The following is a 21,523-nucleotide window of genomic DNA, read 5'->3' on the forward strand; positions in this document are numbered from 1 at the left end:
AACTGATTTTAAGGATGTTCTCACTTGTTAAGAGAGGAGAAATGTATGTCGAGAATTATAGGAGAGCGTCATAAAAGCTAAGAAAAATTCCTAAAAAAGAATTTTTCTTAAAATAAATTTGCAATTGTGATAAACCTAGAATACGACCGGAGCAACGCGCAGTGGAGAGATCTTTGGACCATATTAAAAGATCTCTCCACTACGGTCGAGATGACGATTCATTGTAAACCTGTCATCTAGCTCTTTTTTTTGGCTAAATACTAAATCTATCAATGACAAATCCCTAAAATCAGGAGCCATTCCCACCTGCCCGGGAATGGTAAAACAATGGGCTTTAAACTAAGCCTAATATTTTTTCTCCTTCGATATCTTAAGCATTGCAAATGGATTTGGCATTCTCCACTTCAGTTCAGAGATCAGCGTTGCTAAAAATATCATTCCGCCTCCAATCAATAACCTTGATGTAATTTCTTCTCCCAAAATAAAGTGTGCCGCGAAAGCTCCGAAAATAGGTTCGAAAAGATAGATGATAGATACCCTTTCGGCACTAATGTACTTTTGAGAAATATTCGATATGGTGTACATATATGCCGTTGAGAATAATGCGCAAAAAATAATACCAATCCAAAATGTTTCCTGCTGAGGAATCCAGGTGGCGTTTCCTTGAATAAACGTTAATAGAAAAGTTAATAAAGCACAGGTGGCAAACATAGGCACAATGGTAGGGATAATATCGCCTGCCGTTGATTCCTTTTCGATCTGGATTAAATATATGGCAAAACAAAAAGCACCGATAATGGTATATAAATCTCCGGTTCCAATACTGAATTTATCAGTAACCGATATTACAAAAAGCCCAATTAGCGCTGTGAATGCCGCAATCCATATTTTTAGTGCTGCAGGTTTTCGATAAATAATAAGTTTAATCACCGGAATCATTACAACGGTTATTCCGGCTACAAATGAACATTGCGATGCCGATGTATGTGTGATACCCAGTGTTTGCAAATAAATACCAAGTACTAGTGGAATAGCCAAACTTGCGCCTGTTTTGATCGCTGTTGAATCGAGTTTCTTTACATGTTTCCAGAAAATAACCGATAAAACCATTGTGGCGAGTAAAAAACGGTAGAACAAAAACAGAACAGGTTGGTGCTGTCCGATAGCAAGCTTGGTAACAGAAAATGAAATTCCCCAAAACGCGGTACCCAGTATCAATAAAATCAAAAAGAGGTTTCTTTTTTCCATTAGGATGCTTTTAATTCATTATCATTAACCAATACTTTTTTCATCATCAAATCTGTTTGTTCATCATCCCCAAGCCAAAACTTATGTTTGCCGAAAGGTGTAAAGCCATTTTTTTCGTAAAATCTTAATGCCCTGTAATTTTCTTCCCATACGCCCAGCCATACATAACTGGCTTGCATTTCAAGCGCAATATCAATGGCTTTTTGATAAAGTAGCTGGCCAACTTTTTGGCCGTAAAATGCTTTCAAAAGATAAATACGCTCAATTTCAAGTGCATCAAGATTTAGTTTTTCGGTTTGCGCTTGTCCTATGTTGATCTTTAAATAGCCAATGACTTCTCCATCAAGCTGTGCAAAATAAAACTGAGAATGCTGATTGCTCAGTTCCTCTTTCAGTTTTTCTTCAGAAAAGCCTTTTTCGAGGTACTCTTTCATATTTTCCTCACTGTTTACCGCGGCAAAAGCTTCGGAAAATGTTGTTCTCCCGATCTCCAGTAATTTTTTGATATCAGCTGGTGTTGCCCTTTCAATTATGATCTGCTCCATGGTACGAATGTAATAACTCTTTAAATGTAATAAAATGCTATTTTTTCATTTATTAATGCGTATTTTGCATTAATGGATCTTCAGCGAATCAAGTATTTTTTGGCCTTAGCAGAACAACTTCATTATTGGAAAACAGCTGAAAAGGTAAATATCACGCAGTCAGCCCTAACCCGCCAAATTCAGTCGCTCGAAAATGAATTGGGTCTGCAGCTTTTCGAACGTAATAAACGTAATGTGAAGCTCACTCCAGCAGGTAAATTCTTAAAAGAAAAATGGGAAGTAGAGTTAAGTGAGCTCGAATATATCCATCAGTTTGCCAAACAGATCCATTTAGGTGAACGCGGAACCATTACGATTGCACATCCTGATTCTATATCGGCTTCTATCATGCCCGATATTTTGGCTAAGATAACGCAGGCATTTCCACAGCTTCAAATTAAGTTGGTACAGGTTTTATATGAAAATCAGCTGGATTTTCTAAAGAACTATAAAATTGATCTGGCCATTACGAGGGATATCACCAGTGAGCAGGGTATTAAATCAAAAAAAATATACTCCGATCACCTGGCTCTGGTGGTTCCGTTAGCACATTCTTTTAAAAGATTCGAGGATTTATCTAAAGAAAGCCTTAAAGTGCAGAAGTTTATTCTGCCTACCAAGGATGAGGGTAGTAGCTATAGTGAGATTATTCAGGCACTTTTCAAATCTTACGATTTTGTTCCTGATGTATTTCTACATTCCGAATTTGGATCTACAATTATTGCACTCGTACGCAAGGGATTGGGAATAGCCATTTTGCCTGATTCTTATATGCACCATCAAAGTCCTGGCTTACGGTTTATTCCCTTGCCTTTTAAAACCGATATATTGATTAATTGGCGTGCCGATGACCACAATCCTGTGCTTGCGAATATTCTAAAACTTGTTTTTGATCATTAGAGATAATGCCAATGGTGCTGGACTTTTATCGTTAACACATTATTCTTCCAACAAGCTCATCTCCATTTTACGGCTACCTATGCTTATTTCCTGTTTATAAAGCTGTCTGGTTATCTGATCGATCTGGTAAATGCTTTTTGCACCTGTACCACCACCAATATCATCAGTTAACTCCACGATCCATACCTTTCTTTCGCCTGATTTGGCGGTAAGATATCTCCCTTCTTTTACACCGAGTAGGTGTACCTTCACAATCCCGGCCATCGTTTTAGGATTGTAATCATAAATATTAATGTCGGCTTTATAATCTGTTTTTAAAGGCAGCCAATTGATTAACATAGGGTAAAAATTACTGTCGAAATAGCTTGATTGTAACTTTTCGTTTATTGCTGTAGTTTTTTGAGTTATTTTATCCCGATAAAAGCCCTTAATCTCTTGATCAAAGTGGATCACCATATCACGCTGTGCATTGTAGCTGGAGTGATAGATTGGCGAAAGATCTGATTTATTTACAATTGTAGAATCTATCCATGAGGAGGCTTGTCCTTTTAGTTTTACTTCTGTAATTACTTGTACCTCATTATTCAACACCATAACTTTAGTATTTACAATACCTATTATAATCCTGGTCGTATCTTTAAGCATTGACCAGTTCATTCGATAAGTTTGATCTTTAATCCACTTTTTATCTACCAGGTTTTTTTTTGGAATGATAATTTCCTGGCTATAACTAAATAGTGGAATTGCACAGAGGAGAAATAAACGGATGATTTTTTTTAATACAGCTTGGTTAAGCGGTTTTATTGTAATGATATTTAGGTGCATTGGTTAAGCTTAAGGTGTATGTAAATATATAAAAGGTATAGATAACACAGCCAGGTTACTGTTATAACCTGGCTGTTTTAATGAATACGCCAATAATCGATATGTTTTAACAATAAATTGAGCCGCTGAAGAGGCTTTAAATGTCTTTTTACTGTTTTGTACCGCTGAAATTAAACGAAATGTCGCCCGATGCGGTTGGCAGGGTAACAATAGCGATATTTTTTGCCGCATGGTCGTATATCAATGTCCCTTCTGGAGCCCCAATCGCCTTGGCATCATTAGAACCCTGTATCGCCTGTATAGTGAAAATTTTTGATGTTACATTGGAATATGGCTCACCAGATTTTGCTGTAACCTTTACTTTGTTGCCATTCTCTTTTGTAACCTGGATAATTGCATTAAAATATTCGGTTGAAGTGATATCTACTGTCCCTTTATAGGTGCCTACAATTCTACCTGCGGCAGCTTCATCCGAATCATTTGACGGAACATTTTTGCCCTTGCAGGAAAATACAAGGGTTAATACCAATGTAAAGAACAACAATGATAAATTTTTACTAATTGATTTCATAGATTGATTTTTTAATATTTCTGTTTTAAACTGCTCAAAATTATCATGTATGTTTTTCTATGTATGTGCAGAAATGCTCAATTATAGCATTCGCCTGAAAAGAAACTGAAAATGTTTCACAGCAATAATTTGCTCAAAAAATGATCGTTTTAATGCAACAGTTATTATCTTGTGTTAATCTTAATCGCAAAAATATTATCAGCAGATGTATTTAACTTCATTGCCAGATCATTCCAGCCCTGATTTTGATCAGGATCTTCATTTTAGAAGGTTTAAAATGCAAAATGTTGTTTTTAATACCGTTAGCAGTTATAGCTTTTGTGATGATCATGTGGGATGTCTTTCTTTCAAAACGATATTAAAAGGAGAGGAGTGGTATGGTATTAATAAACGTAAGCTGGCAATTCGGCCCGGGCAGTTCCTGATCCTCAACAATGAACAAAATTATTCCTGTAAAATTGATACCATGGATAAGGTTAGGGGATTATCGGTGTTTTTTCAAAAAGATTTTGCGGCGCAAGTATTTCAGGATACTTTAAAAAGTGAAGTGGAATTATTGGATAATCCATTTTATAAGAATAATGAACAACCCGAGTTTTTTCAGACGTTGAATGGTATCGATCCTGAATTACAGTTGCAACTGGCAAAGCTTATTTCAGGCCTCGAAAATAATGGTTATGACGATTGTGCTGAAGAACAGCTGTTTTTTTTACTTAGCTATCTGATCAAGACACTTAAATCCGATACGGAAAAAATTGCAGGCGTTTCGGCCATAAAGCCGAGTTCAAAAATTGAAATTTACAAGCGTTTGTGTATCGCGAAGGATTTTCTGCATTCAACTTTTATGGAGAAGCCCGATTTAAAATTACTGGCTAGTATTGCTTGTTTATCAGTTCCTCAGCTCATCAGGCAGTTTAAATCTGTATTTRAGGTTACGCCACATCAATACCTGATTCAGATAAAACTTAAACAGGCTGTTGATTTGCTTAAAAATACAGATAAACCCATTCATGAAATAACCTGGGCTTGTGGATTCGAAAACGTGAGTGCTTTTTGCAGGGCCTTTAAATCAGCTTATGGTTTTCAACCCTTGATGTTCAGAAAAACACAGGCATAAATAGCGCATTTCTGCACATGTTTATTGTTAAAGCGGGCTTAATTTTAAGCAATTAAACCCAATTCCCTTGAAACGAGCCTTTATTTTTTTCTTTTTAATTTTATCTTCCTCATTTTGTTGTGCCCAGGATCTTACTATCCCACTTTATCAAGGGCAGGTACCAAATGCAAAGAGAACCCCTGCCGATTACATTGAAGAAACCGACAGTAATAGCCTGATTAAAAATGTAAGCATCCCTACCATGCAGGCCTATTTTCCGGATAAAAATAAAGCCAATGGAACGGCTGTAATCATTTTTCCCGGTGGCGGTTATTTTGTTCTTGCCCCTAAAAAATGCATTGAAATTGCTAAGGCATTCAGTGCGCTGGGGGTTGCTGCCTTTGTTGTGAAGTATCGTTTACCCAGCGATAGAATTATGAACGACAAAACGATTGGTCCATTGCAGGATGCACAAACCGCTATTAAAACGGTACGCAGAAGAGCAGGCGAATGGAATATAAATCCAAATAAGATAGGAATGATGGGGCTATCGGCAGGTGGGCATTTAGTCTCAACAGCAGGTACACAGTTAAACAGGGTGGTGATAGAGAATAAAGAGAATATATCACTCAGACCCGATTTTATGATTTTACTTTATCCCGTTATTCTTTATGATCCGGATATACCCCGCACCAGAGAAAATTTAATCGGAAAAAAACCTACAGCAGAAGCGTTAAGTTTATATAGCACCAATAAGTCTGTTAGTGAGATTACGCCACCAACTTTTTTGGTTCATGCGGCTGATGATGATGTAATCCCGGTGAAAAATAGTCTGCAGTTTTTCGATGCACTACTCAAAGCCAAGGTCAAGGCTGAAATGCATATTCTACAAACAGGTGGGCATGGTTTTGGTATTTATGATGTTGAAAATAAAGACAACTGGTTTGTAGGTTGCTACGAATGGATGAGAAAAAACGGTTTTGGATCTGCTGGCAGATAAAAACCCGGTTTGAAAATTTGTTAGCTCTCATCACTCAAAATCAGCTGATTTTTGGATTTTATGGCAACACCACTTTTAATCAAAAAAAACTTTTATAGCAGTATATAATTTACAATTTTTAGGCAAAAAAAGCAATCAGTTTAAATAACTTTGTTTTTCAATGAAAAAAACATCGGGAAATCGATTTAGCTTGTTTTAAACCAAATAATTTAAAATGCTTTTAATTATTCTTAACATTATTTTTTGCATCTCGTTTTTAGGCTTTGCCTATGTAAATTTAAATGATAACGATGCCTTTCTTTGGGTTTCTATCTATTTAAGTGCCGCAATATGCTGCGGATTGGCTGCGTCCGGTAAATTTTATCCTTTCGCTTATCTGTTTTTAACTGCTTTCTACTTAATTTATGCTGCTATCCTATTCTTCGCAAAAGATGGTGTAAGAGATTGGATTATGAAATATAAGCGGCCAAGTTTGGTTGAAAGCATGCAGGCAACTAAACCCTATATCGAACAAACGAGAGAATTTTTTGGCCTGTTGATTATTGCGGGAGCTTTGTTGATCAATTATTTTGTTTCGGCGGGTATTGCCAGCTAATAGATTTAGATACTTTATGAAAGGTGATGATACGATGGCTATCCAAAAAGCTTTATCAGCTATTGTAAAAAGCAATGTAGGTGCAGATGGCCAAAATTGGCTGGAAAGTATAACACAATCGGCTGATCAAAGCAATAAAATCAGTCAGGCATTTGTGATGGTGCCGCGAAAAACCGGGAAATCGCTTATTCAACTTAACGAAGAACAAAAGGTTTTAATAGAAGAGGCTGGAATCAGTTATATTTGTAACTGGACAATAGATAGACTTTGTCGCGTTTGGTTGCTGAGCACTTTAAATTCAATAGACCAGGAGAAACTTTACACAACCGTCGATCGGTTATTTCTGTCGGCAGAAATGAATGAGGCGGTGGCTTTGTATTCGGCCCTGCCGTTTTTAGCTCATCCTGAAATTTGGGTAAAACGTTGTGCTGAAGGGATTAGGAGTAATATTGGATCGGTTTTGGAAGCGATAATGGAAAACAATCCCTATCCTTCAGAAAATCTGGATGAAGCGGCTTGGAACCAATTGGTGCTGAAGGCGTTTTTTACCGAAAAAAATATTAAGCTCATCGTTGGTTTAGATAAACGGGCTAATCTGGAACTTGCATTAACTTTGATTGATTATGCAAAAGAACGTTGGGTGGCCAAACGAAAGGTAAACCCACAGCTTTGGCGCCTGGTTAGTAAATTTATCAATGCCGAGATTTTTGAGACCCTTAAAGTCGGTTTACAGCATTACGACCAAATTGAACAGCGCGCCATTGCACTTGCTATCGCACAGTCCGATTATCAGCCGGCAAAAGATTATATTAACACTTTTCCTGAACTTAAGTTGGCCTTCACAGAAGGAAGTTTAAACTGGGATTCATTTTAACCATTAGAAATTCAAAATAGAAATATATGTGTTGCAGTAGTTCAATTGAAAGAGATAAAGCATTGATGGGGGAGCCTGAGGCGTTTGATATCAGTGCGGTAAGGGGAATGAAATTCTTCGACCCACATGTTCACATGACTTCGAGAACGACCGACGATTACCAGGCGATGGCTGATGCGGGAGTTGTTGCCTTGATAGAACCCGCATTTTGGCTGGGGCAGCCACGTACCGGATTGGATAGCTTTAGAGATTATTACAGTAGCCTGATCGGGTGGGAGCGCTTTCGCTCTTCTCAATTTGGCATTAAACATTATTGCACCATTGGTCTTAACTCAAGAGAAGCCAACAACGAAAGCCTGGCAGAGCAGGTAATGGAAATATTGCCATTGTTTATCTATAAAGAAGGAGTAGTTGGCATAGGCGAAATCGGCTTTGACGATCAAACTGCAGCCGAAGAAAAATATTATAGATTACAACTTCTGCTTGCTAAAGAAGCAGGTTTACCTGTTCAGGTGCATACACCACACCGCGATAAGAAAAAAGGCACACAACGCAGTATGGATATTGCTTTGGAGCATGGCCTTGATCCTTATAGCGTAATTATCGACCATAATAACGAAGAGACGGTAAAAGAGGTTTTAGATAGAGGCTTTTGGGCTGCTTTTACCATTTATCCGTTTACTAAAATGGGTAACGAGCGCATGGTAGAAATTGTAAAACAATATGGTCCAGAACGTATTATGGTAAATTCTGCTGCTGATTGGGGCATCAGCGATCCTTTAGCCGTACCAAAAACTGCTGCTTTAATGAAAATGCGTGGTTTAAGCGATGAGGCTATTGAGCTGGTTACTTACCGCAATGCGATTACTGCATTTGCACAGAGCGGGCAGCTGGATGAAGCTGATTTTAATGCGCAAAAAAATGTAGACCTTACCGAGAAATTCGAAGGCAATACCATTTTGCGTGGTGGGCAACAGCCAAGAACAGATAAATCGTCTATCATCATTAGCTAAAGTATTGAAAAAAATAATTGTCTATCTGCGCATGACGCGCCCTGCCAATATTGTTACGTCAGTAGCCGATATTTTAGCAGGAATTGCCATTTCTGGCGTTTTAAGCAGTGGGTTTTCCATTCCATGGTTATCTATTGTATTTTTGGCTGCATCAACAGCCTGTTTATATGGAGGAGGAATCGTTTTTAATGATGTTTTTGATGCCGATCTGGATAAAATAGAACGTCCGGAGCGGGCCATTCCCAGCGGGCTGATCAGCTTAAAAAATGCAACTATTTTAGGTAGCCTGTTACTTTTGGGCGGTATTGCATTAGCTGCATTAAATAGTTTAACATCGGGATTATTGGCCCTTTTTGTAGCCGTCTTCGCTTTGCTTTATAATAAATTTGGTAAACACCATTCTTTTTTCGGCCCCTTGAATATGGGCTTATGCCGTGGATTTAACTTGCTACTCGGTTTGAGTATTGTGCCAGCAATGCTTTGCAGTCATTATTATTTGGCCCTTATTCCGGTAATTTATATTTTTTCCATCACCATGACCAGCCGTGGCGAAGTTCATGGAGGCCATGCTAAAAACTTATATTTGGCCGCCTTTCTGTATACAATCGTGATCTGCGCTATTGCTTATTTTGCTTTTGTAAACGATAGGTTGCTGTGGTCGCTGCTGTTTCTGATTCCGTTTAGCTTTATGATTTTCAGGCCACTTTTAAAAGCAATAAAGGAGCCTATCGGTAAAAATATCGGCGGGGCGGTAAAAGCTGGTGTAATTTCACTTATTTTGATGGATGCAGCTTGGGCCGTAACTTTCGATGCCTTGATTTTGGCTTTTATAATTGCAGCTTTATTGCCATTATCCATGTGGCTTTCTAAATTATTCGCCGTTACTTAACCATCAAACACACATTCTCAAATTGATATGGAACATTTACATCAATCCTTTACCGTACAATATAATTATAATGTTTTCTTTACTTCATCGCTTTTTTTGCCTGAAAATGAACTGTTGAACAGTTTTTTAGTTAACCTAAATCCGGCTGTTGCAGTAAAGAAGATCTTGTTTGTAATAGATGAAGGTGTAACAAATGCACACAAAGACCTTAACACCCAGATTAAAACATATTTTTCAAAATACCCTCAAACGCAGCTGGTTCAGGATATCCTGATCATCCCAGGGGGAGAACAGGTAAAAAACGATACCAGATATTTTGATCAGGTATTGGAAGCCATCAATGTTCATGGTATCGACAGACATTCGTTTGTTGCTGCTATTGGTGGTGGCGCTGTACTCGATATGGTGGGCTATGCGGCTACTGTTGCACACCGTGGTATCAAACACATCAGGATTCCAAGTACTGTGCTTTCGCAGAACGACTCGGGGGTTGGTGTGAAAAATGGAATTAATTATTTCAATAAAAAGAACTTTTTGGGTACTTTTTCGCCGCCGGTCGCTGTTTTTAACGACGAAGTATTTTTAAGCACGCTATCCGATCGCGATTGGCGCTCAGGTATTGCCGAAGCAATTAAAGTGGCACTGATTAAAGACCGTGAGTTTTTTGAGTGGCTGGAAGCAAATGCTGTTGCGCTTGCGCAGCGGGATATAACAGCTATGAACTACCAGATCTGGAAATGTGCAAAACTCCATATGGAGCATATCCGCAGTGCCGATCCTTTTGAAAACGGTTCGGCCCGACCCTTGGATTTTGGCCATTGGAGCGCCCATAAACTAGAATATCTGACTAATTTTGAAGTGAGGCATGGTGAAGCCGTTGCCATGGGGATAGCCTTAGATGCTGTGTATTCCAATTTATCGGGCAGGATCAGCACTGAAGATGCACAAAGGGTAATCACTTTGATTCAGCAACTTGGTTTCGAATTAACGCATCCTTTGTTACAGGTTACCGAAGGTAATAGCCCAATTTTACAAGGATTGGAAGAATTTAGAGAGCATCTTGGTGGAGAGCTGACCATCACCTTACTTACAGGCCTTGGCAGTGGAGAGGAAGTTCACGAAATTGATGCCGACATTTTAAAACGAGCTGCCGAAATTTTAAACAACCAAACAGCTATCATTCAACATTAAGCTATGAAATTAACTTCCGGACATTTAACCTTCTGTACCAACATTTATGCAGGCGAAAGCTGGATGGCACATTTTGCCGTGTTAAAAGATAGTTTTCCGGTATTAAAAGCGCAATTGTCGCCAGAGGCACCGCTGGGTATAGGTTTGCGCCTTTCCAATCTCGCCAGTATCGAATTGCTGGAAGAAAATCACCTGGAAACATTTAAGCTGTGGCTTGAGCAGGAAGGTGGATATGTTTTTACCATGAACGGATTTCCATATGGCGGTTTCCATCATACCAGGGTTAAAGATCAGGTACATGCGCCCGATTGGACGACGAGAGATCGCGTCGAATATACACTCCGTTTAGCAGAAATTCTTTCACAGTTACTCCCGGAAGGTATGGATGGAGGCATTTCGACATCGCCATTAAGCTACAAACCTTGGTTTAAGGATGCTTTGGGAAGAGAAAAAGCTACAGTTACTGCAAGCGCACATATTTTGGAAGTTGCCGGAGGCTTAGCAAAAATCTTTAAAAAAACAGATAAAATCATTCATCTCGATATCGAACCAGAACCCGATGGTTTTCTCGAATCTGGTCCCGAATTTATCAACTGGTTTGAACACGAACTTTTACCAACTGGAAAAAATTATTTTTCGGATCGATCGGGTTTAAACGCCAATGAAGCAGAAAATCTGATCAAAATGCATATCCGTTTGTGTTATGATGTTTGTCATTTCGCAATCGGTTACGAACCCCATACAGCCATTATCAATGAACTGCAGGAGAAAGGCATTCAGATTGGAAAAATCCAGATCAGTGCCGCATTGAAAGCTAAATTACCTGCATCTGTTTCGGAAAGAACAGCCGTATTGGCTCAGTTAGGCCGTTTTGACGAACCTACTTACCTCCATCAGGTAATTGCCCGAAAAAATGATGGTTCGCTGTTGCGTTATCCTGACCTTGCTGATGCACTGGCAGCGGGAGAAAATCCTGAAGTAGAAGAGTGGCGGGCACATTTTCATGTACCTATTTTTGTTGAAGATATGGGTTTGATCCAATCTACACAATCGGATATTACCGAGGTATTAAACCTGCAAAAAAATAACCCTTTTACCGCTCATTTAGAAGTAGAAACCTATACCTGGGAAGTTTTACCAACAGCTTTAAAAGCACCTTTAAACGATTCAATTATCAGGGAACTGGCTTGGGTTAAAAATTTATTAGAAAAATAGAACATGCATAAAACCGTTGTTATCGATATCGTAGCCCTATCTGCCTCCGTCATTGGGGCGCATACGCCTTTTCTTCAGAAATATATCGCTGAGAACCATTTAACAACCATAGAGCCTTTATTGCCCGCAGTTACAACGGCTGTGCAATCGAGTTATCTTACTGGTAAATATCCTTCAGAGAATGGTATTGTGGGCAATGGATGGTACGATCACGCAGATGCAGAAATTAAATTCTGGAAACAATCTAATAAACTGGTGAATGCTGAAAAAATATGGGATCAGGCTAAAAAAGAAGATCCGAATTTTACCTGTGCCAATATGTTCTGGTGGTACAACATGTATTCAACAGCCGATTTTTCGGTAACACCACGTCCGAATTACCTTGCCGATGGTCGTAAATTACCCGACTGTTATTCACAACCTGCCGAATTACGCGACCATTTACAGGCTAAACTGGGGCAATTCCCTTTGTTTCAGTTCTGGGGACCTGGTGCAAATATTAAATCAACAAAATGGATTGCAGATGCTTCGATGGAAACTGAAAAGCTGCACAACCCTACGCTTACCTTAATTTATTTACCCCATTTAGACTATTGCCTGCAAAAGTTTGGCCCTGAGTTGGATGAAATTGGGACAGAACTGAAAGAAATCGATCAGGTGGTAGAAGAATTGGTGCGTTTTTACGAAAGTAGGGGTGCCCGCATCATTTTACTTTCCGAATATGGTATTGCGCCTGTAAATAAACCAATCCACCTTAACCGTTTGTTCAGGGAAAACGGTTTGATCCAGATCCGTGAAGAAAGAGGACTGGAATTGCTTGATCCCGGCGCTTCGAAAGCTTTTGTAGTGGCCGACCATCAGGTAGCACATGTATATATCAACGATAAAAGTGTAACCGAGCAGGTAAAAGCCCTATTGAAAAATGTACCTGATATTGAATTGGTACTCGATAAGGCAGAACAGGGGAAACACCACATTAATCACCAACGTTCTGGCGATCTGATTCTTACCGCAAAAGAAAACAGCTGGTTTACCTATTATTTCTGGCTGGATGACGCTAAAGCCCCCGATTATGCAAGGGTGGTTGATATCCATAAAAAACCAGGCTACGATCCTGTCGAAATGTTCATGACCTCTAAATTGAGGGCAGGATATAAACTTTTAAGAAAGAAAGCCGGCTTCCGTTATGTGATGGATGTAATTCCACTCGATGCTACACTGGTGAAAGGGTCGCATGGCAGCATTAATGTAGCTGATAAATTTAAACCTGTTCTGGTTACTTCAAAGGCGATGGATAAAACCCTATATGCACCGGATGTTTATCAGGTGATTTGGGATAGTTTAACCGTTTAAGTATTTTGCTTCTTAATTTCGTCATTGCGAACCGAAGAGGGACTTGTGTAGGAGTGAAGCACCTGCGAAGCAAGCTTGAATGCAGTTAAAACATTAAACTACAAACGAAAAATCTTTTTTGATAATAAATACACAATAGATTGCTTCGGCTCGCTCATATCCAGCCTCGCAATGACGCTATATTTGTTTCGGTCTGTGAGGCCACAGACCGAAGAGTTAGGATCTTAATGCTAAATACTGAGGCTTTAAGATTCCCGCCTGCGCGGGAATGACGTGTCTTGTTGAATTGAGGATAAATACTTTACAAGAGTGCCCTATCCAAGTGCACATAACCACCATCCACATGGATCAGTTGGCCTGTAGTGTGACTCGATTTATCTGATAATAAGAATACAGCCATGTTGGCAATCTCATCCACGCTGGTCATTCTGTTTTCGAAAGGGATTTTATCAGTAATATTTTTAAGTTTTTCATCACGGTCTTCAAAGGTGTTGATCCATTTCTCGTATAGCGGTGTCCAGGCTTCGGCAACAATAATGGCATTAACACGGATGCTAAAAGGCAATAATTCTACTGCCCACTCACGTGTTAAGGCATTTCGGGCACCGTTCGATGCGGCATAACCAGATGTTCCACCTTGTCCGGTTTCTGCAGTTTTGCTACCAATATTTAATATCGAACCCTTGCTCTTTTTAAGTGCAGGTAGGGCATGTTTGGCCAAAAGGTAATAATGCACCACGTTTTTATGAAGCGATTCCATGAAACCTTCATAAGTTCCATTTTCGAGGCCAACACCATCATTAACACCAGCATTGTTCACTAAGCCATCTATTCTGCCATATTTTGCCAATATCGCATCAACAATGGTTTTACAGCTTTCAGGTGCGGTGAGTTCTGTAGTAAAATAATCTGCTTTTAAACCTAAATCTATTACTTCCTGGAGCATTTTCAGGTTATCGTTTTCATTACGGCCAATAATGATGGGAAAAGCATTTTCAATAGCCAAAGTTTTAACAATTGCCGAGCCAATACCTTTTGCACCACCGCTTACCAGGATTATTTTACCTTCTAAATTTAAATTCATATTTGGTTAATATTTTTGTTTGAATTACGTCATTCCCAGATGATCGGGAATCTTAATGCTAAATAACGGGGTGCTTTAAGATTCCCGCCTGCGCGGGAATGACGGATTTATGCTAGGACTTTCATTTTAATTATCCACCCTCCATGGAATTAAAGGCTTACACCTCTTTTCCAGGGGATAAAATCATCCTGATTAAGTTGTACCGCCTTAGGAATTTCTTCACCACTGGCTACTTTAATACAGTATTCTAATATATCTTCGCCCATTTCGTTAATGGTTTTTTCGCCATTAATCACTGCTCCTGTGTCGATATCGATAATGTCGCTCATGCGTTTTGCCAGGATCGAGTTGGTAGCCACTTTAATGGTGGGGCAAACCGGATTTCCTGTTGGCGTGCCTAAACCGGTAGTGAATAAAATTAAGGTTGCTCCGGCAGCAGCTTTACCTGTGGTCGCTTCCACATCGTTCCCCGGGGTGCACACCAAGCTTAAGCCGGGTTTAGTAGCGGGTTCTGTATAATCTAAAACATCTACAACTGGAGCGGAGCCGGCTTTACGCGCAGCACCGGCCGACTTAATCGCATCGGTAATTAAACCATCTTTAATATTGCCTGGAGAAGGATTCATGTAAAAGCCAGAACCAACTTTATGTGCCAGATCATCATATTCTGTCATTAAACGGATGAATTTTTCAGCCGTTGGACGGTCCACAGATCTGTCGATCATTTCCTGCTCTACGCCACATAGCTCGGGGAACTCGGCCAGTAAAACCTTGGCGCCTAAGGCCACCAGTAAATCGGCACAATAACCAACAGCCGGATTAGCTGAAATACCACTAAAACCATCGCTACCACCGCATTTTACACCCACACACATTTTGCTTAGCGGGGCTGCTGCACGTTCTTGTTTATTAATGAACATCAATCCTTCAAAAGTACTGCGGATTGAATTTTGGATCAATTGCTCCTCGCTTTGTGCTTTTTGCTGCTCGAAAATTAAAAGTGGCTTATCAAAATCAGGATCAAGTGCAAACAGGTCGCGTTTAAAATCTTCTACCTGCAAATGTTGGCAGCCCAAACTTAAAACCGTTATACCGGCCACATTGGGGTGATTGGCATAAGCCGCCAATAATTTGCTTAATGTATCAGCATCCTGACGCGTTCCCCCACAACCTCCGTTATGAGTTAGGAATTTAATTCCATCTACATTTTTAAAGGTGCGGCGGGCTTTATCTACTTTAGGTTCAAAACTAATGTGATTAATGTCTTCTCCCTTTTCAAAGGCCTGAACCAGTTTGTGGGTGTAAGATTTATATTTGTCATCTACCGCATAACCCAACTCACTATAAAGCGATTCTTTAATAATATCCAGATTTCTGTTTTCGCAAAAAACAGTCGGGATAAACAACCAGTAGTTAGCAGTACCCACTGCACCGTTTTTACGGTGATAACCATTAAAACTGCGGTTGTTATATTTACTTACATCAGGCGCTTCCCATTTGTAATTAACATTGCGATAGGCAAATGGCTCTGCAGCATGTTTGGTGTTCTCTACATTCATCCGCATACCGACCTTTACATCAAACTGTACCTTTCCAACCAAAACGCCGTACATCATTACCTCATCGCCTGCTTTCATATCCTGCATAAAAAATTTATGCTTGGCAGGGATCTCATCAACAGTAACGTAGGTATTCCCTTCATGCACTATTTTGGTATCTTTAGGTAAATCTTGTAACGCAACCAAAACATTATCAGCATTGTTAATCTTGATGACTAATTTTTTCATTGTCAATTTTATACTTCTAAACTAATTTCTTTTTCAATGTGATTGGGTTTCCGTCCTTTCCAACCGAAGTAGAAAACCACTAAAAAGCATATAAATGGTACTAAATACCCATATTGTATGTTGTGCGTGGCATCTGAAATCAAACCTAATATCGGTGGTAAAAAGGCACCACCAACAATAGACATCACAATTAACGATGAGCCCAGTTTTGTATCTTTACCCAAACCTGCTATACCCAACGAGAATATGGTTGGGAACATGATCGACATAAAGAAAGAGACACCGATTAAAGCATAAACGGTAATCATGCCGCTTGCAAAAATAGATACGAGGGTAAGTAAAGCACTAATTAATGCATAAAGCATCAGTAGTTTGTGGGCAGCTACGTATCTCATGAAGAAAGTTCCAGCGAACCGGCCAACCATAAAAGCTAAACCTGCGGCGCCCGAATACCATGCTGCCTGATCCTGGCTGATATTTGCTGATGAGGTGACGAAACTGATAAATAAACTCAATACACAAACCTGTGCGCCTACATAAAAAAACTGCCCGATAATTGCCCAGCGCAAATGGCTATGGCCTAATACATGTCCAAAACTGCTTTTTTCTTTGGCATTTTCTTCTTCCTTAATATCAGGCAGTTTTGTGAAAATAAATAGTATAGCGACTACAATAATCAGAATCCCCAAAATTAGATAAGGCGCTTTTACTGTTGATGCCTCTTCGAGCATATAAGCCTGTTTTTCTAAAGGCAACATTTTTGCCAATTGAACATCGGTATATTTTACTTCGGTAAAAATAAATTTACCGCCAAGTATTGGCGCTAAAAATGCAGCTAAACCATTAAAAGACTGAGAGAAATTTAAACGCTGTGTAGCTGTTTCTGGTGGCCCTAGTACGGTAACATAAGGATTTGCTGCAGTTTCCAGAAAGGTTAAACCACAGGCGATAATAAAAAGTGCACCTAAGAAAAATATATATTGTGCCGTATTGGCTGCGGGTATAAATAATAAACAGCCGATGGCGAATAAAACGAGGCCCAATATAATACCGCTTTTATACCCATACTTGCGCATAATGTAGCCTGCAGGTAGCGCCAATAAAAAATAAGCGATAAAAACCGAAGAATCCACCAGGGTAGATTCGAAAACGTTTAGTTGAAAAGCTTTGCGTAAATGCGGAATTAATACAGGATCGAGATTATGAACAAAGCCCCAGAAGAAAAATAGGCTGGTGACCAAAATTAATGGAAATAAATATCCCTTACCATTTTTTGGTGTATCGGATACCTGAAAGTTCGTTGATGGAGTGTGGCTCATGTTTTGTTTGGTTATAAATGGTTTAAGCAGGTTCTTTCTGGTTAGTTGTTGTATTACAAATTAAACCCATAAGCATTAATAAAAATTTAACTTTATGATCTAATTATTAAATGATATTGGCTCATTTTTTTACATTGCAAAATAATTTTGCATATTAGATTGATTTTTTAAGATTTTATGAAACCGCATTTACTTAATGTATCTACTAATTCGGTAGATTCTTTTAGCGCTCGGAGAGACATTATGCCCGATATAAACAATCGTTGGCATTACCACTCTGCATTAGAACTAATCTACGTTAAAAAAGGCAGAGGAACGCAGTTTATTGGCGATAGCATTAAAAATTTTAAGGATGGCGATGTAGTTTTACTCGGAAGCAATTTGCCACACTACTGGCGCTTTGATCCAGAATTTTTTGATGAAACCGCTGGTGAACCGGTTGATGTTTATGCGATCCATTTTAAGGAAGATTTTTTAGGCAAGGATTTTCTCGATCTTCCCGAAAACCAGGAGATGAAAAAAGTGTTGCTACAATCGCGGCAGGGAATTCAGCTGCAAGGAATCTCAAAAGAGAAAATAGCTTGTTTAATGCCACAGATTATTGAGGCAACAGGCACCATGCGGATTATAAAAATACTGGAAGTATTAACCGAAATAGCCAATTGCGAAGAGAAAAATATTTTGGTTTCGTTAGGCTTTAAGCCAAATTTTTTGGAGAACGAAAAAGATAGGATTCAATCTATTTATAACTATACCATCAGCAATTACAAAAATAAAATAGAACTAAAGGAAATTGCTGCGGTTGCTAAAATCAGCCCCAATTCTTTCTGTAAATTCTTTAAAACTAAAAGCAGGAAAACCTATACACAGTTTCTGAACGAAATTAGGGTAGGACAGGCCTGTAAATTATTGATCGAAAATGATCTGACCGTTAAAGAAATCTGCTACGACTGCGGCTTTTATAATTTCACTAGTTTCCATAAATATTTTAGAGAAATAACAGGGAAAACCCCGCTAAAATATCAGCAAGCCTTTTCTAAGCAATAATTATATTCTGGGGGACTGTTTTTTTTAATCTGACTTCCTAATTCTACAACATTTGCTGTTTTATTTAGGTTTTCCTACTTTTTTTGTTTAAACCAAATATGAATAGCTGAAGTTTGAACGACTTTTATCTTTAATCGATTTTAAAACACAAGAATGTTAAAACTAATTTTCGATTTATAGGTTTATAGCTTAAGTTTGTATTTCTAACTGAATATTTTATGAGCAATATCTCTAATCCGAAACCGGTGAAAAAGGGCGATAGGATGGACAATGACCATAATAACCTTAATGAATCTTACATCCCCGGTTCAAAACACAAATTTGAAGGATGGCCGATTTTATGGATATTGATAGCCATATTTTTAATCTCTGCAGTTTTATGGTATACAGGAGCCGCTCCTTACTTAATTAAGTGGATTGCCAATAAATAAAATAGATGTTTTTAGAGAGGGTAGTTTGGCCACAACATTTCATTGTCTTTCTGTAAGAAAGTTCAATGTATTGGCTTAAAGGGAGACGTTAATTTTGATGACGGGAAAAGAACTGATTAAAATTTTTCATCATCGCTGGGAATCTGTTCAGCGGAGAAATAGCAGTACAACATTAATCCAAAGGAAACAATATAAAATACCGCTGTGATTAAAAGGAATGTGCTCATATAAATAGTTATTTGGTTAGTGTAATTATAACGTTAAGTTATCTTAAATTGTATAGGGCGATGCATTTATTTTATACTAATTATTAACATAATTGATTTTAGTGTTGAAAACTATTTATTTAGTTTTTGTGAGTGGTATTGATTTACTATTCCGCTGTTCCTCAGTTATCTACTACCTCGCCTGAAATTTATCGCGGTATTGAGTCGGGGTCATCCCGACTGATTTTCTGAACACTTTCCTAAATGCTTTTGGATCATTGTAGCCAGAGTTATAAATTACCTCTGTCATTTGCTGGGCAGTTTGCTCTAATAACTTTTTAGCCGCTTCGATACGCGTTTGTTGAAGATACTCGATAGGGGTAATACCAATCACCTGTTTAAAGCGACGCACAATATTTCTTCTACTGGAAGGAATATCTTTAATCATCTCTTCGATGGTAGCCACATCCTGATAATTATTTTCAATTTTTTCCTGGGCAGAAGCAACAATATCATCATTGTGATGACGGATAGGTTGGAAGGTGCTAAAGTACGATTGGTTTACACGGTCCATATCGATTGCAAAAATCTTGGCCACCTTAATGGCCATATCTTTTCCACAATGAAGCTGTAAAAGGTGCAACAATAAATGAAAAGTGGAGGTTGCACCACCACTTGTAAATAATTTTCCATCCTGTGTTACGGTTTTATCAGCCTTTAAATGAACCAGGGGGAATGCCGTAGAAAAGGCAGAGCAGGCATCAACATGTGTGGTAGCTGCTTTACCATCCAACAGTCCTGATGCTGCAAGTAAAAATGCACCAGTACAAAAAGTAGCAATTTCTGCGCCTGCCGCATGTTGTTTGTTTAACCAGGGGATATAACCTCTGTTGGCTCCAATACAATCTTTGATGTCGTTGGTTGCAAATGATGGAACTAAAATCAGTTCGAACTGCCCGGCTTTTTGTAAGGACACACAGGGATGCGTACTAAAATTATAATTTTTATCGTCTAGCGTAATTAAACTAATGTTAAATGGTGTTTCAAGCGCATCTTTTCTGTAAAAACCATTAACAGTATCAAATACATCTAAAATAGCCGCTATGCTTAATAATCTGAAATTTTGGGGCAGTAAAACACCTACTTGTATCATTTGGTTAAAAATTTAAGTATCGTAAATATATAAAAATTGTCTGAAATGCCCCTTAAGATTGACTTTTACGGCAACGGTGTTCAACTAAATTAAAAGGTAACTTTATTTCAGTTAATCAATTAATTAGTAAACATATGAAAACCACCCCAACGAGTAGCAGAATGTATGGCTTTATAGTGTTGTACGAAATGCAAACAGATTTTTTAGTAAGGGCTTTAGATGGGATAGACCAAAAGGATGCACAGAAAAGATTGGATACGAAAGCAAACCACATTGCTTGGATTACCGGGAGTGTAGTGCATAGCCGTTATTTTCTGGCCAAATCATTCGGTATCGATCTTCCGTCCATAACCGACGATCTTTTTGCCGATAATAAAGGAATTGTGGATGATGCCACTTATCCATTGCTTGAAGATTTCATTAAAGATTGGAAAGAGATTTCTCCAAAGTTACAGCAGGCATTATCCCAGGCTACCGACGAGAAACTGGAAGAGAAACTCAGCATCCCTGGAATGGAGATCACATTGTTTGAAATGATCAGCTTCAACAGTTATCGGGAAGCCAATTGCATCGGGCAGATTGCCTTATGGCGCAGGTTATTAAACTATCCTGGAATGAATTACATGTAAGTTATGGAAAAGATAATAAAAGAAGCCAGCGAAACTTTGTCGGCGTTAGAAAACACCTTATCGAAATTTGATACTGCGCAAATTAATGCAGTACCATTTAAAGGAAGCTGGACAGCAGGCCAACTGGCTGAACATATGATTTTGGCAAATTCTGGCTTTCTGCAAGTCATAAATGGCCCGGTAACCGAAACAGATAAGCCAGCCGATTTAATGGTAGCGCAGATTAGAAACGACTTTTTGAATTTCAACGTGAAGTTCAATTCGCCTCAACAGATTTATCCTGAAGATAAAGTGTATAACCAGTATGCATTATTAGAAAGCTTAAAACAGATCAGGGACAGGATTTCAACTTCAATTGCAGACCTGGATTTAACTAAAACCTGCAGTTCTTTTGAATTACCCGGCTATGGCTTTCTAACCCGGCTAGAGGCCATTTATTTTGTGATTTATCATACACAACGACACGTACATCAGTTAAAAAATATTTACAACGAGCTAGATACCAATTGATTT

At 38.7% G+C, this 21,523-nt stretch carries 22 protein-coding genes; 14 read left to right on the forward strand and 8 right to left on the reverse strand.

Translation table 11 applies throughout. From position 1 onward, the window contains the following. Positions 1 to 345 precede the first annotated feature (345 nt). Positions 346 to 1,248 (reverse strand): DMT family transporter, encoded by a 903-nt coding sequence (locus AC1DNH_RS19910; protein ID WP_477610426.1) that lies wholly within the window; start codon positions 1,246 to 1,248, stop codon positions 346 to 348. Beyond that, positions 1,248 to 1,793, reverse strand: coding sequence for a GNAT family N-acetyltransferase (locus AC1DNH_RS19915; protein WP_477610427.1), 546 nt, complete (start codon positions 1,791 to 1,793; stop codon positions 1,248 to 1,250). Before AC1DNH_RS19915 ends, AC1DNH_RS19910 begins: the two co-directional genes overlap by 1 nt. Positions 1,794 to 1,865: 72 nt before the next feature. Here AC1DNH_RS19915 and AC1DNH_RS19920 point away from each other — a divergent pair, with 72 nt between their 5' ends. Next, the gene (locus tag AC1DNH_RS19920; protein WP_477585346.1) at positions 1,866 to 2,732 is read left to right on the forward strand and encodes a LysR family transcriptional regulator; all 867 of its coding nucleotides are present in this window, start codon (positions 1,866 to 1,868) and stop codon (positions 2,730 to 2,732) included. 39 nt (positions 2,733 to 2,771) lie between these two features. Here AC1DNH_RS19920 and AC1DNH_RS19925 read toward each other — a convergent pair whose 3' ends face one another. Together AC1DNH_RS19925 and AC1DNH_RS19930 are read right to left on the reverse strand one after the other, a co-directional pair. After that, positions 2,772 to 3,557 (reverse strand): DUF3108 domain-containing protein, encoded by a 786-nt coding sequence (locus tag AC1DNH_RS19925; RefSeq protein WP_477610428.1) that lies wholly within the window; start codon positions 3,555 to 3,557, stop codon positions 2,772 to 2,774. A 148-nt stretch (positions 3,558 to 3,705) separates the two neighbouring features. After that, positions 3,706 to 4,128 carry a hypothetical protein gene (locus AC1DNH_RS19930; RefSeq protein ID WP_477584993.1) on the reverse strand — a complete coding sequence of 141 codons (423 nt, stop codon included), beginning with the start codon at positions 4,126 to 4,128 and terminating at the stop codon, positions 3,706 to 3,708. Positions 4,129 to 4,333: 205 nt separating this feature from the next. Here AC1DNH_RS19930 and AC1DNH_RS19935 point away from each other — a divergent pair, with 205 nt between their 5' ends. The 9 genes from AC1DNH_RS19935 (at position 4,334) to AC1DNH_RS19975 (ending at position 13,354) form a co-directional block, all read left to right on the forward strand. After that, positions 4,334 to 5,245, forward strand: a complete 912-nt coding sequence (locus AC1DNH_RS19935) for an AraC family transcriptional regulator (protein ID WP_477625598.1) — start codon at positions 4,334 to 4,336, stop codon at positions 5,243 to 5,245. A gap of 67 nt (positions 5,246 to 5,312) precedes the next feature. Continuing rightward, positions 5,313 to 6,224 carry an alpha/beta hydrolase gene (locus tag AC1DNH_RS19940; protein WP_477611320.1) on the forward strand — a complete coding sequence of 304 codons (912 nt, stop codon included), beginning with the start codon at positions 5,313 to 5,315 and terminating at the stop codon, positions 6,222 to 6,224. Between the two features lie 214 nt (positions 6,225 to 6,438). Next, positions 6,439 to 6,819, forward strand: coding sequence for a transmembrane 220 family protein (locus AC1DNH_RS19945; protein WP_477584990.1), 381 nt, complete (start codon positions 6,439 to 6,441; stop codon positions 6,817 to 6,819). Positions 6,820 to 6,835: 16 nt separating this feature from the next. Continuing rightward, complete coding sequence (locus tag AC1DNH_RS19950) at positions 6,836 to 7,693, forward strand: EboA domain-containing protein (RefSeq protein WP_477584989.1); 858 nt, start codon at positions 6,836 to 6,838, stop codon at positions 7,691 to 7,693. A gap of 26 nt (positions 7,694 to 7,719) precedes the next feature. Beyond that, entirely contained in the window at positions 7,720 to 8,706 is a 987-nt protein-coding gene (locus tag AC1DNH_RS19955) for a TatD family hydrolase (RefSeq protein WP_477584988.1), read from the forward strand. Between the two features lie 4 nt (positions 8,707 to 8,710). Then, positions 8,711 to 9,595, forward strand: coding sequence for a UbiA-like protein EboC (gene eboC, locus AC1DNH_RS19960; protein ID WP_477608626.1), 885 nt, complete (start codon positions 8,711 to 8,713; stop codon positions 9,593 to 9,595). A gap of 27 nt (positions 9,596 to 9,622) precedes the next feature. Then, complete coding sequence (locus AC1DNH_RS19965) at positions 9,623 to 10,786, forward strand: 3-dehydroquinate synthase (RefSeq protein WP_477584986.1); 1,164 nt, start codon at positions 9,623 to 9,625, stop codon at positions 10,784 to 10,786. Between the two features lie 3 nt (positions 10,787 to 10,789). Further along, complete coding sequence (gene eboE / locus AC1DNH_RS19970; RefSeq protein ID WP_477625599.1) at positions 10,790 to 12,001, forward strand: metabolite traffic protein EboE; 1,212 nt, start codon at positions 10,790 to 10,792, stop codon at positions 11,999 to 12,001. 3 nt (positions 12,002 to 12,004) lie between these two features. Beyond that, positions 12,005 to 13,354: an alkaline phosphatase family protein gene (locus tag AC1DNH_RS19975; RefSeq protein ID WP_477608630.1), complete on the forward strand. Its 1,350-nt coding sequence runs from the start codon at positions 12,005 to 12,007 to the stop codon at positions 13,352 to 13,354. Positions 13,355 to 13,655: 301 nt separating this feature from the next. Here AC1DNH_RS19975 and AC1DNH_RS19980 read toward each other — a convergent pair whose 3' ends face one another. The 3 genes from AC1DNH_RS19980 to fucP form a co-directional block, all read right to left on the reverse strand. Beyond that, on the reverse strand, positions 13,656 to 14,438 hold the full coding sequence (locus tag AC1DNH_RS19980; protein ID WP_477608632.1) for an L-fucose dehydrogenase: 783 nt from the start codon (positions 14,436 to 14,438) through the stop codon (positions 13,656 to 13,658). A 149-nt stretch (positions 14,439 to 14,587) separates the two neighbouring features. Beyond that, complete coding sequence (locus AC1DNH_RS19985; protein WP_477608634.1) at positions 14,588 to 16,225, reverse strand: UxaA family hydrolase; 1,638 nt, start codon at positions 16,223 to 16,225, stop codon at positions 14,588 to 14,590. 8 nt (positions 16,226 to 16,233) lie between these two features. Continuing rightward, positions 16,234 to 17,544: an L-fucose:H+ symporter permease gene (gene fucP / locus AC1DNH_RS19990; protein ID WP_477625600.1), complete on the reverse strand. Its 1,311-nt coding sequence runs from the start codon at positions 17,542 to 17,544 to the stop codon at positions 16,234 to 16,236. A 177-nt stretch (positions 17,545 to 17,721) separates the two neighbouring features. On the opposite strand from fucP, the gene AC1DNH_RS19995 reads away from it, so the two are divergent. Together AC1DNH_RS19995 and AC1DNH_RS20000 are read left to right on the forward strand one after the other, a co-directional pair. Further along, complete coding sequence (locus AC1DNH_RS19995; protein WP_477585092.1) at positions 17,722 to 18,591, forward strand: AraC family transcriptional regulator; 870 nt, start codon at positions 17,722 to 17,724, stop codon at positions 18,589 to 18,591. 218 nt (positions 18,592 to 18,809) lie between these two features. Next, complete coding sequence (locus tag AC1DNH_RS20000) at positions 18,810 to 19,022, forward strand: hypothetical protein (RefSeq protein WP_477585093.1); 213 nt, start codon at positions 18,810 to 18,812, stop codon at positions 19,020 to 19,022. A gap of 399 nt (positions 19,023 to 19,421) precedes the next feature. Here AC1DNH_RS20000 and AC1DNH_RS20005 read toward each other — a convergent pair whose 3' ends face one another. Continuing rightward, entirely contained in the window at positions 19,422 to 20,381 is a 960-nt protein-coding gene (locus AC1DNH_RS20005; RefSeq protein ID WP_477625601.1) for a GlxA family transcriptional regulator, read from the reverse strand. A 134-nt stretch (positions 20,382 to 20,515) separates the two neighbouring features. Here AC1DNH_RS20005 and AC1DNH_RS20010 point away from each other — a divergent pair, with 134 nt between their 5' ends. Further along, the gene (locus AC1DNH_RS20010; RefSeq protein WP_477584814.1) at positions 20,516 to 21,010 is read left to right on the forward strand and encodes a DinB family protein; all 495 of its coding nucleotides are present in this window, start codon (positions 20,516 to 20,518) and stop codon (positions 21,008 to 21,010) included. A 3-nt stretch (positions 21,011 to 21,013) separates the two neighbouring features. Next, on the forward strand, positions 21,014 to 21,520 hold the full coding sequence (locus tag AC1DNH_RS20015; protein ID WP_477610376.1) for a DinB family protein: 507 nt from the start codon (positions 21,014 to 21,016) through the stop codon (positions 21,518 to 21,520). The last annotated feature ends 3 nt before the right edge of the window (positions 21,521 to 21,523 follow it).

The sequence above is a fragment of the Pedobacter sp. 01N310 genome, from assembly GCF_056399805.1.

Bases quoted from the DNA above. Each gene is read 5' to 3' on its own strand.
- AC1DNH_RS20015 (WP_477610376.1), top strand. From the start codon at position 21,014: ATGGAAAAGATAATAAAAGAAGCCAGCGAAACTTTGTCGGCGTTAGAA.
- AC1DNH_RS19945 (WP_477584990.1), top strand. From the start codon at position 6,439: ATGCTTTTAATTATTCTTAACATTATTTTTTGCATCTCGTTTTTAGGC.
- AC1DNH_RS19950 (WP_477584989.1), top strand. From the start codon at position 6,836: ATGAAAGGTGATGATACGATGGCTATCCAAAAAGCTTTATCAGCTATT.
- AC1DNH_RS20000 (WP_477585093.1), top strand. From the start codon at position 18,810: ATGAGCAATATCTCTAATCCGAAACCGGTGAAAAAGGGCGATAGGATG.
- fucP (WP_477625600.1), bottom strand. From the start codon at position 17,544: ATGAGCCACACTCCATCAACGAACTTTCAGGTATCCGATACACCAAAA.
- AC1DNH_RS19925 (WP_477610428.1), bottom strand. From the start codon at position 3,557: ATGCACCTAAATATCATTACAATAAAACCGCTTAACCAAGCTGTATTA.
- AC1DNH_RS19910 (WP_477610426.1), bottom strand. From the start codon at position 1,248: ATGGAAAAAAGAAACCTCTTTTTGATTTTATTGATACTGGGTACCGCG.
- AC1DNH_RS19930 (WP_477584993.1), bottom strand. From the start codon at position 4,128: ATGAAATCAATTAGTAAAAATTTATCATTGTTGTTCTTTACATTGGTA.
- AC1DNH_RS19920 (WP_477585346.1), top strand. From the start codon at position 1,866: ATGGATCTTCAGCGAATCAAGTATTTTTTGGCCTTAGCAGAACAACTT.
- AC1DNH_RS19965 (WP_477584986.1), top strand. From the start codon at position 9,623: ATGGAACATTTACATCAATCCTTTACCGTACAATATAATTATAATGTT.
- AC1DNH_RS19975 (WP_477608630.1), top strand. From the start codon at position 12,005: ATGCATAAAACCGTTGTTATCGATATCGTAGCCCTATCTGCCTCCGTC.
- eboE (WP_477625599.1), top strand. From the start codon at position 10,790: ATGAAATTAACTTCCGGACATTTAACCTTCTGTACCAACATTTATGCA.
- AC1DNH_RS19985 (WP_477608634.1), bottom strand. From the start codon at position 16,225: ATGAAAAAATTAGTCATCAAGATTAACAATGCTGATAATGTTTTGGTT.
- AC1DNH_RS20005 (WP_477625601.1), bottom strand. From the start codon at position 20,381: ATGATACAAGTAGGTGTTTTACTGCCCCAAAATTTCAGATTATTAAGC.
- AC1DNH_RS20010 (WP_477584814.1), top strand. From the start codon at position 20,516: ATGAAAACCACCCCAACGAGTAGCAGAATGTATGGCTTTATAGTGTTG.
- AC1DNH_RS19915 (WP_477610427.1), bottom strand. From the start codon at position 1,793: ATGGAGCAGATCATAATTGAAAGGGCAACACCAGCTGATATCAAAAAA.
- AC1DNH_RS19955 (WP_477584988.1), top strand. From the start codon at position 7,720: ATGTGTTGCAGTAGTTCAATTGAAAGAGATAAAGCATTGATGGGGGAG.
- AC1DNH_RS19980 (WP_477608632.1), bottom strand. From the start codon at position 14,438: ATGAATTTAAATTTAGAAGGTAAAATAATCCTGGTAAGCGGTGGTGCA.
- AC1DNH_RS19995 (WP_477585092.1), top strand. From the start codon at position 17,722: ATGAAACCGCATTTACTTAATGTATCTACTAATTCGGTAGATTCTTTT.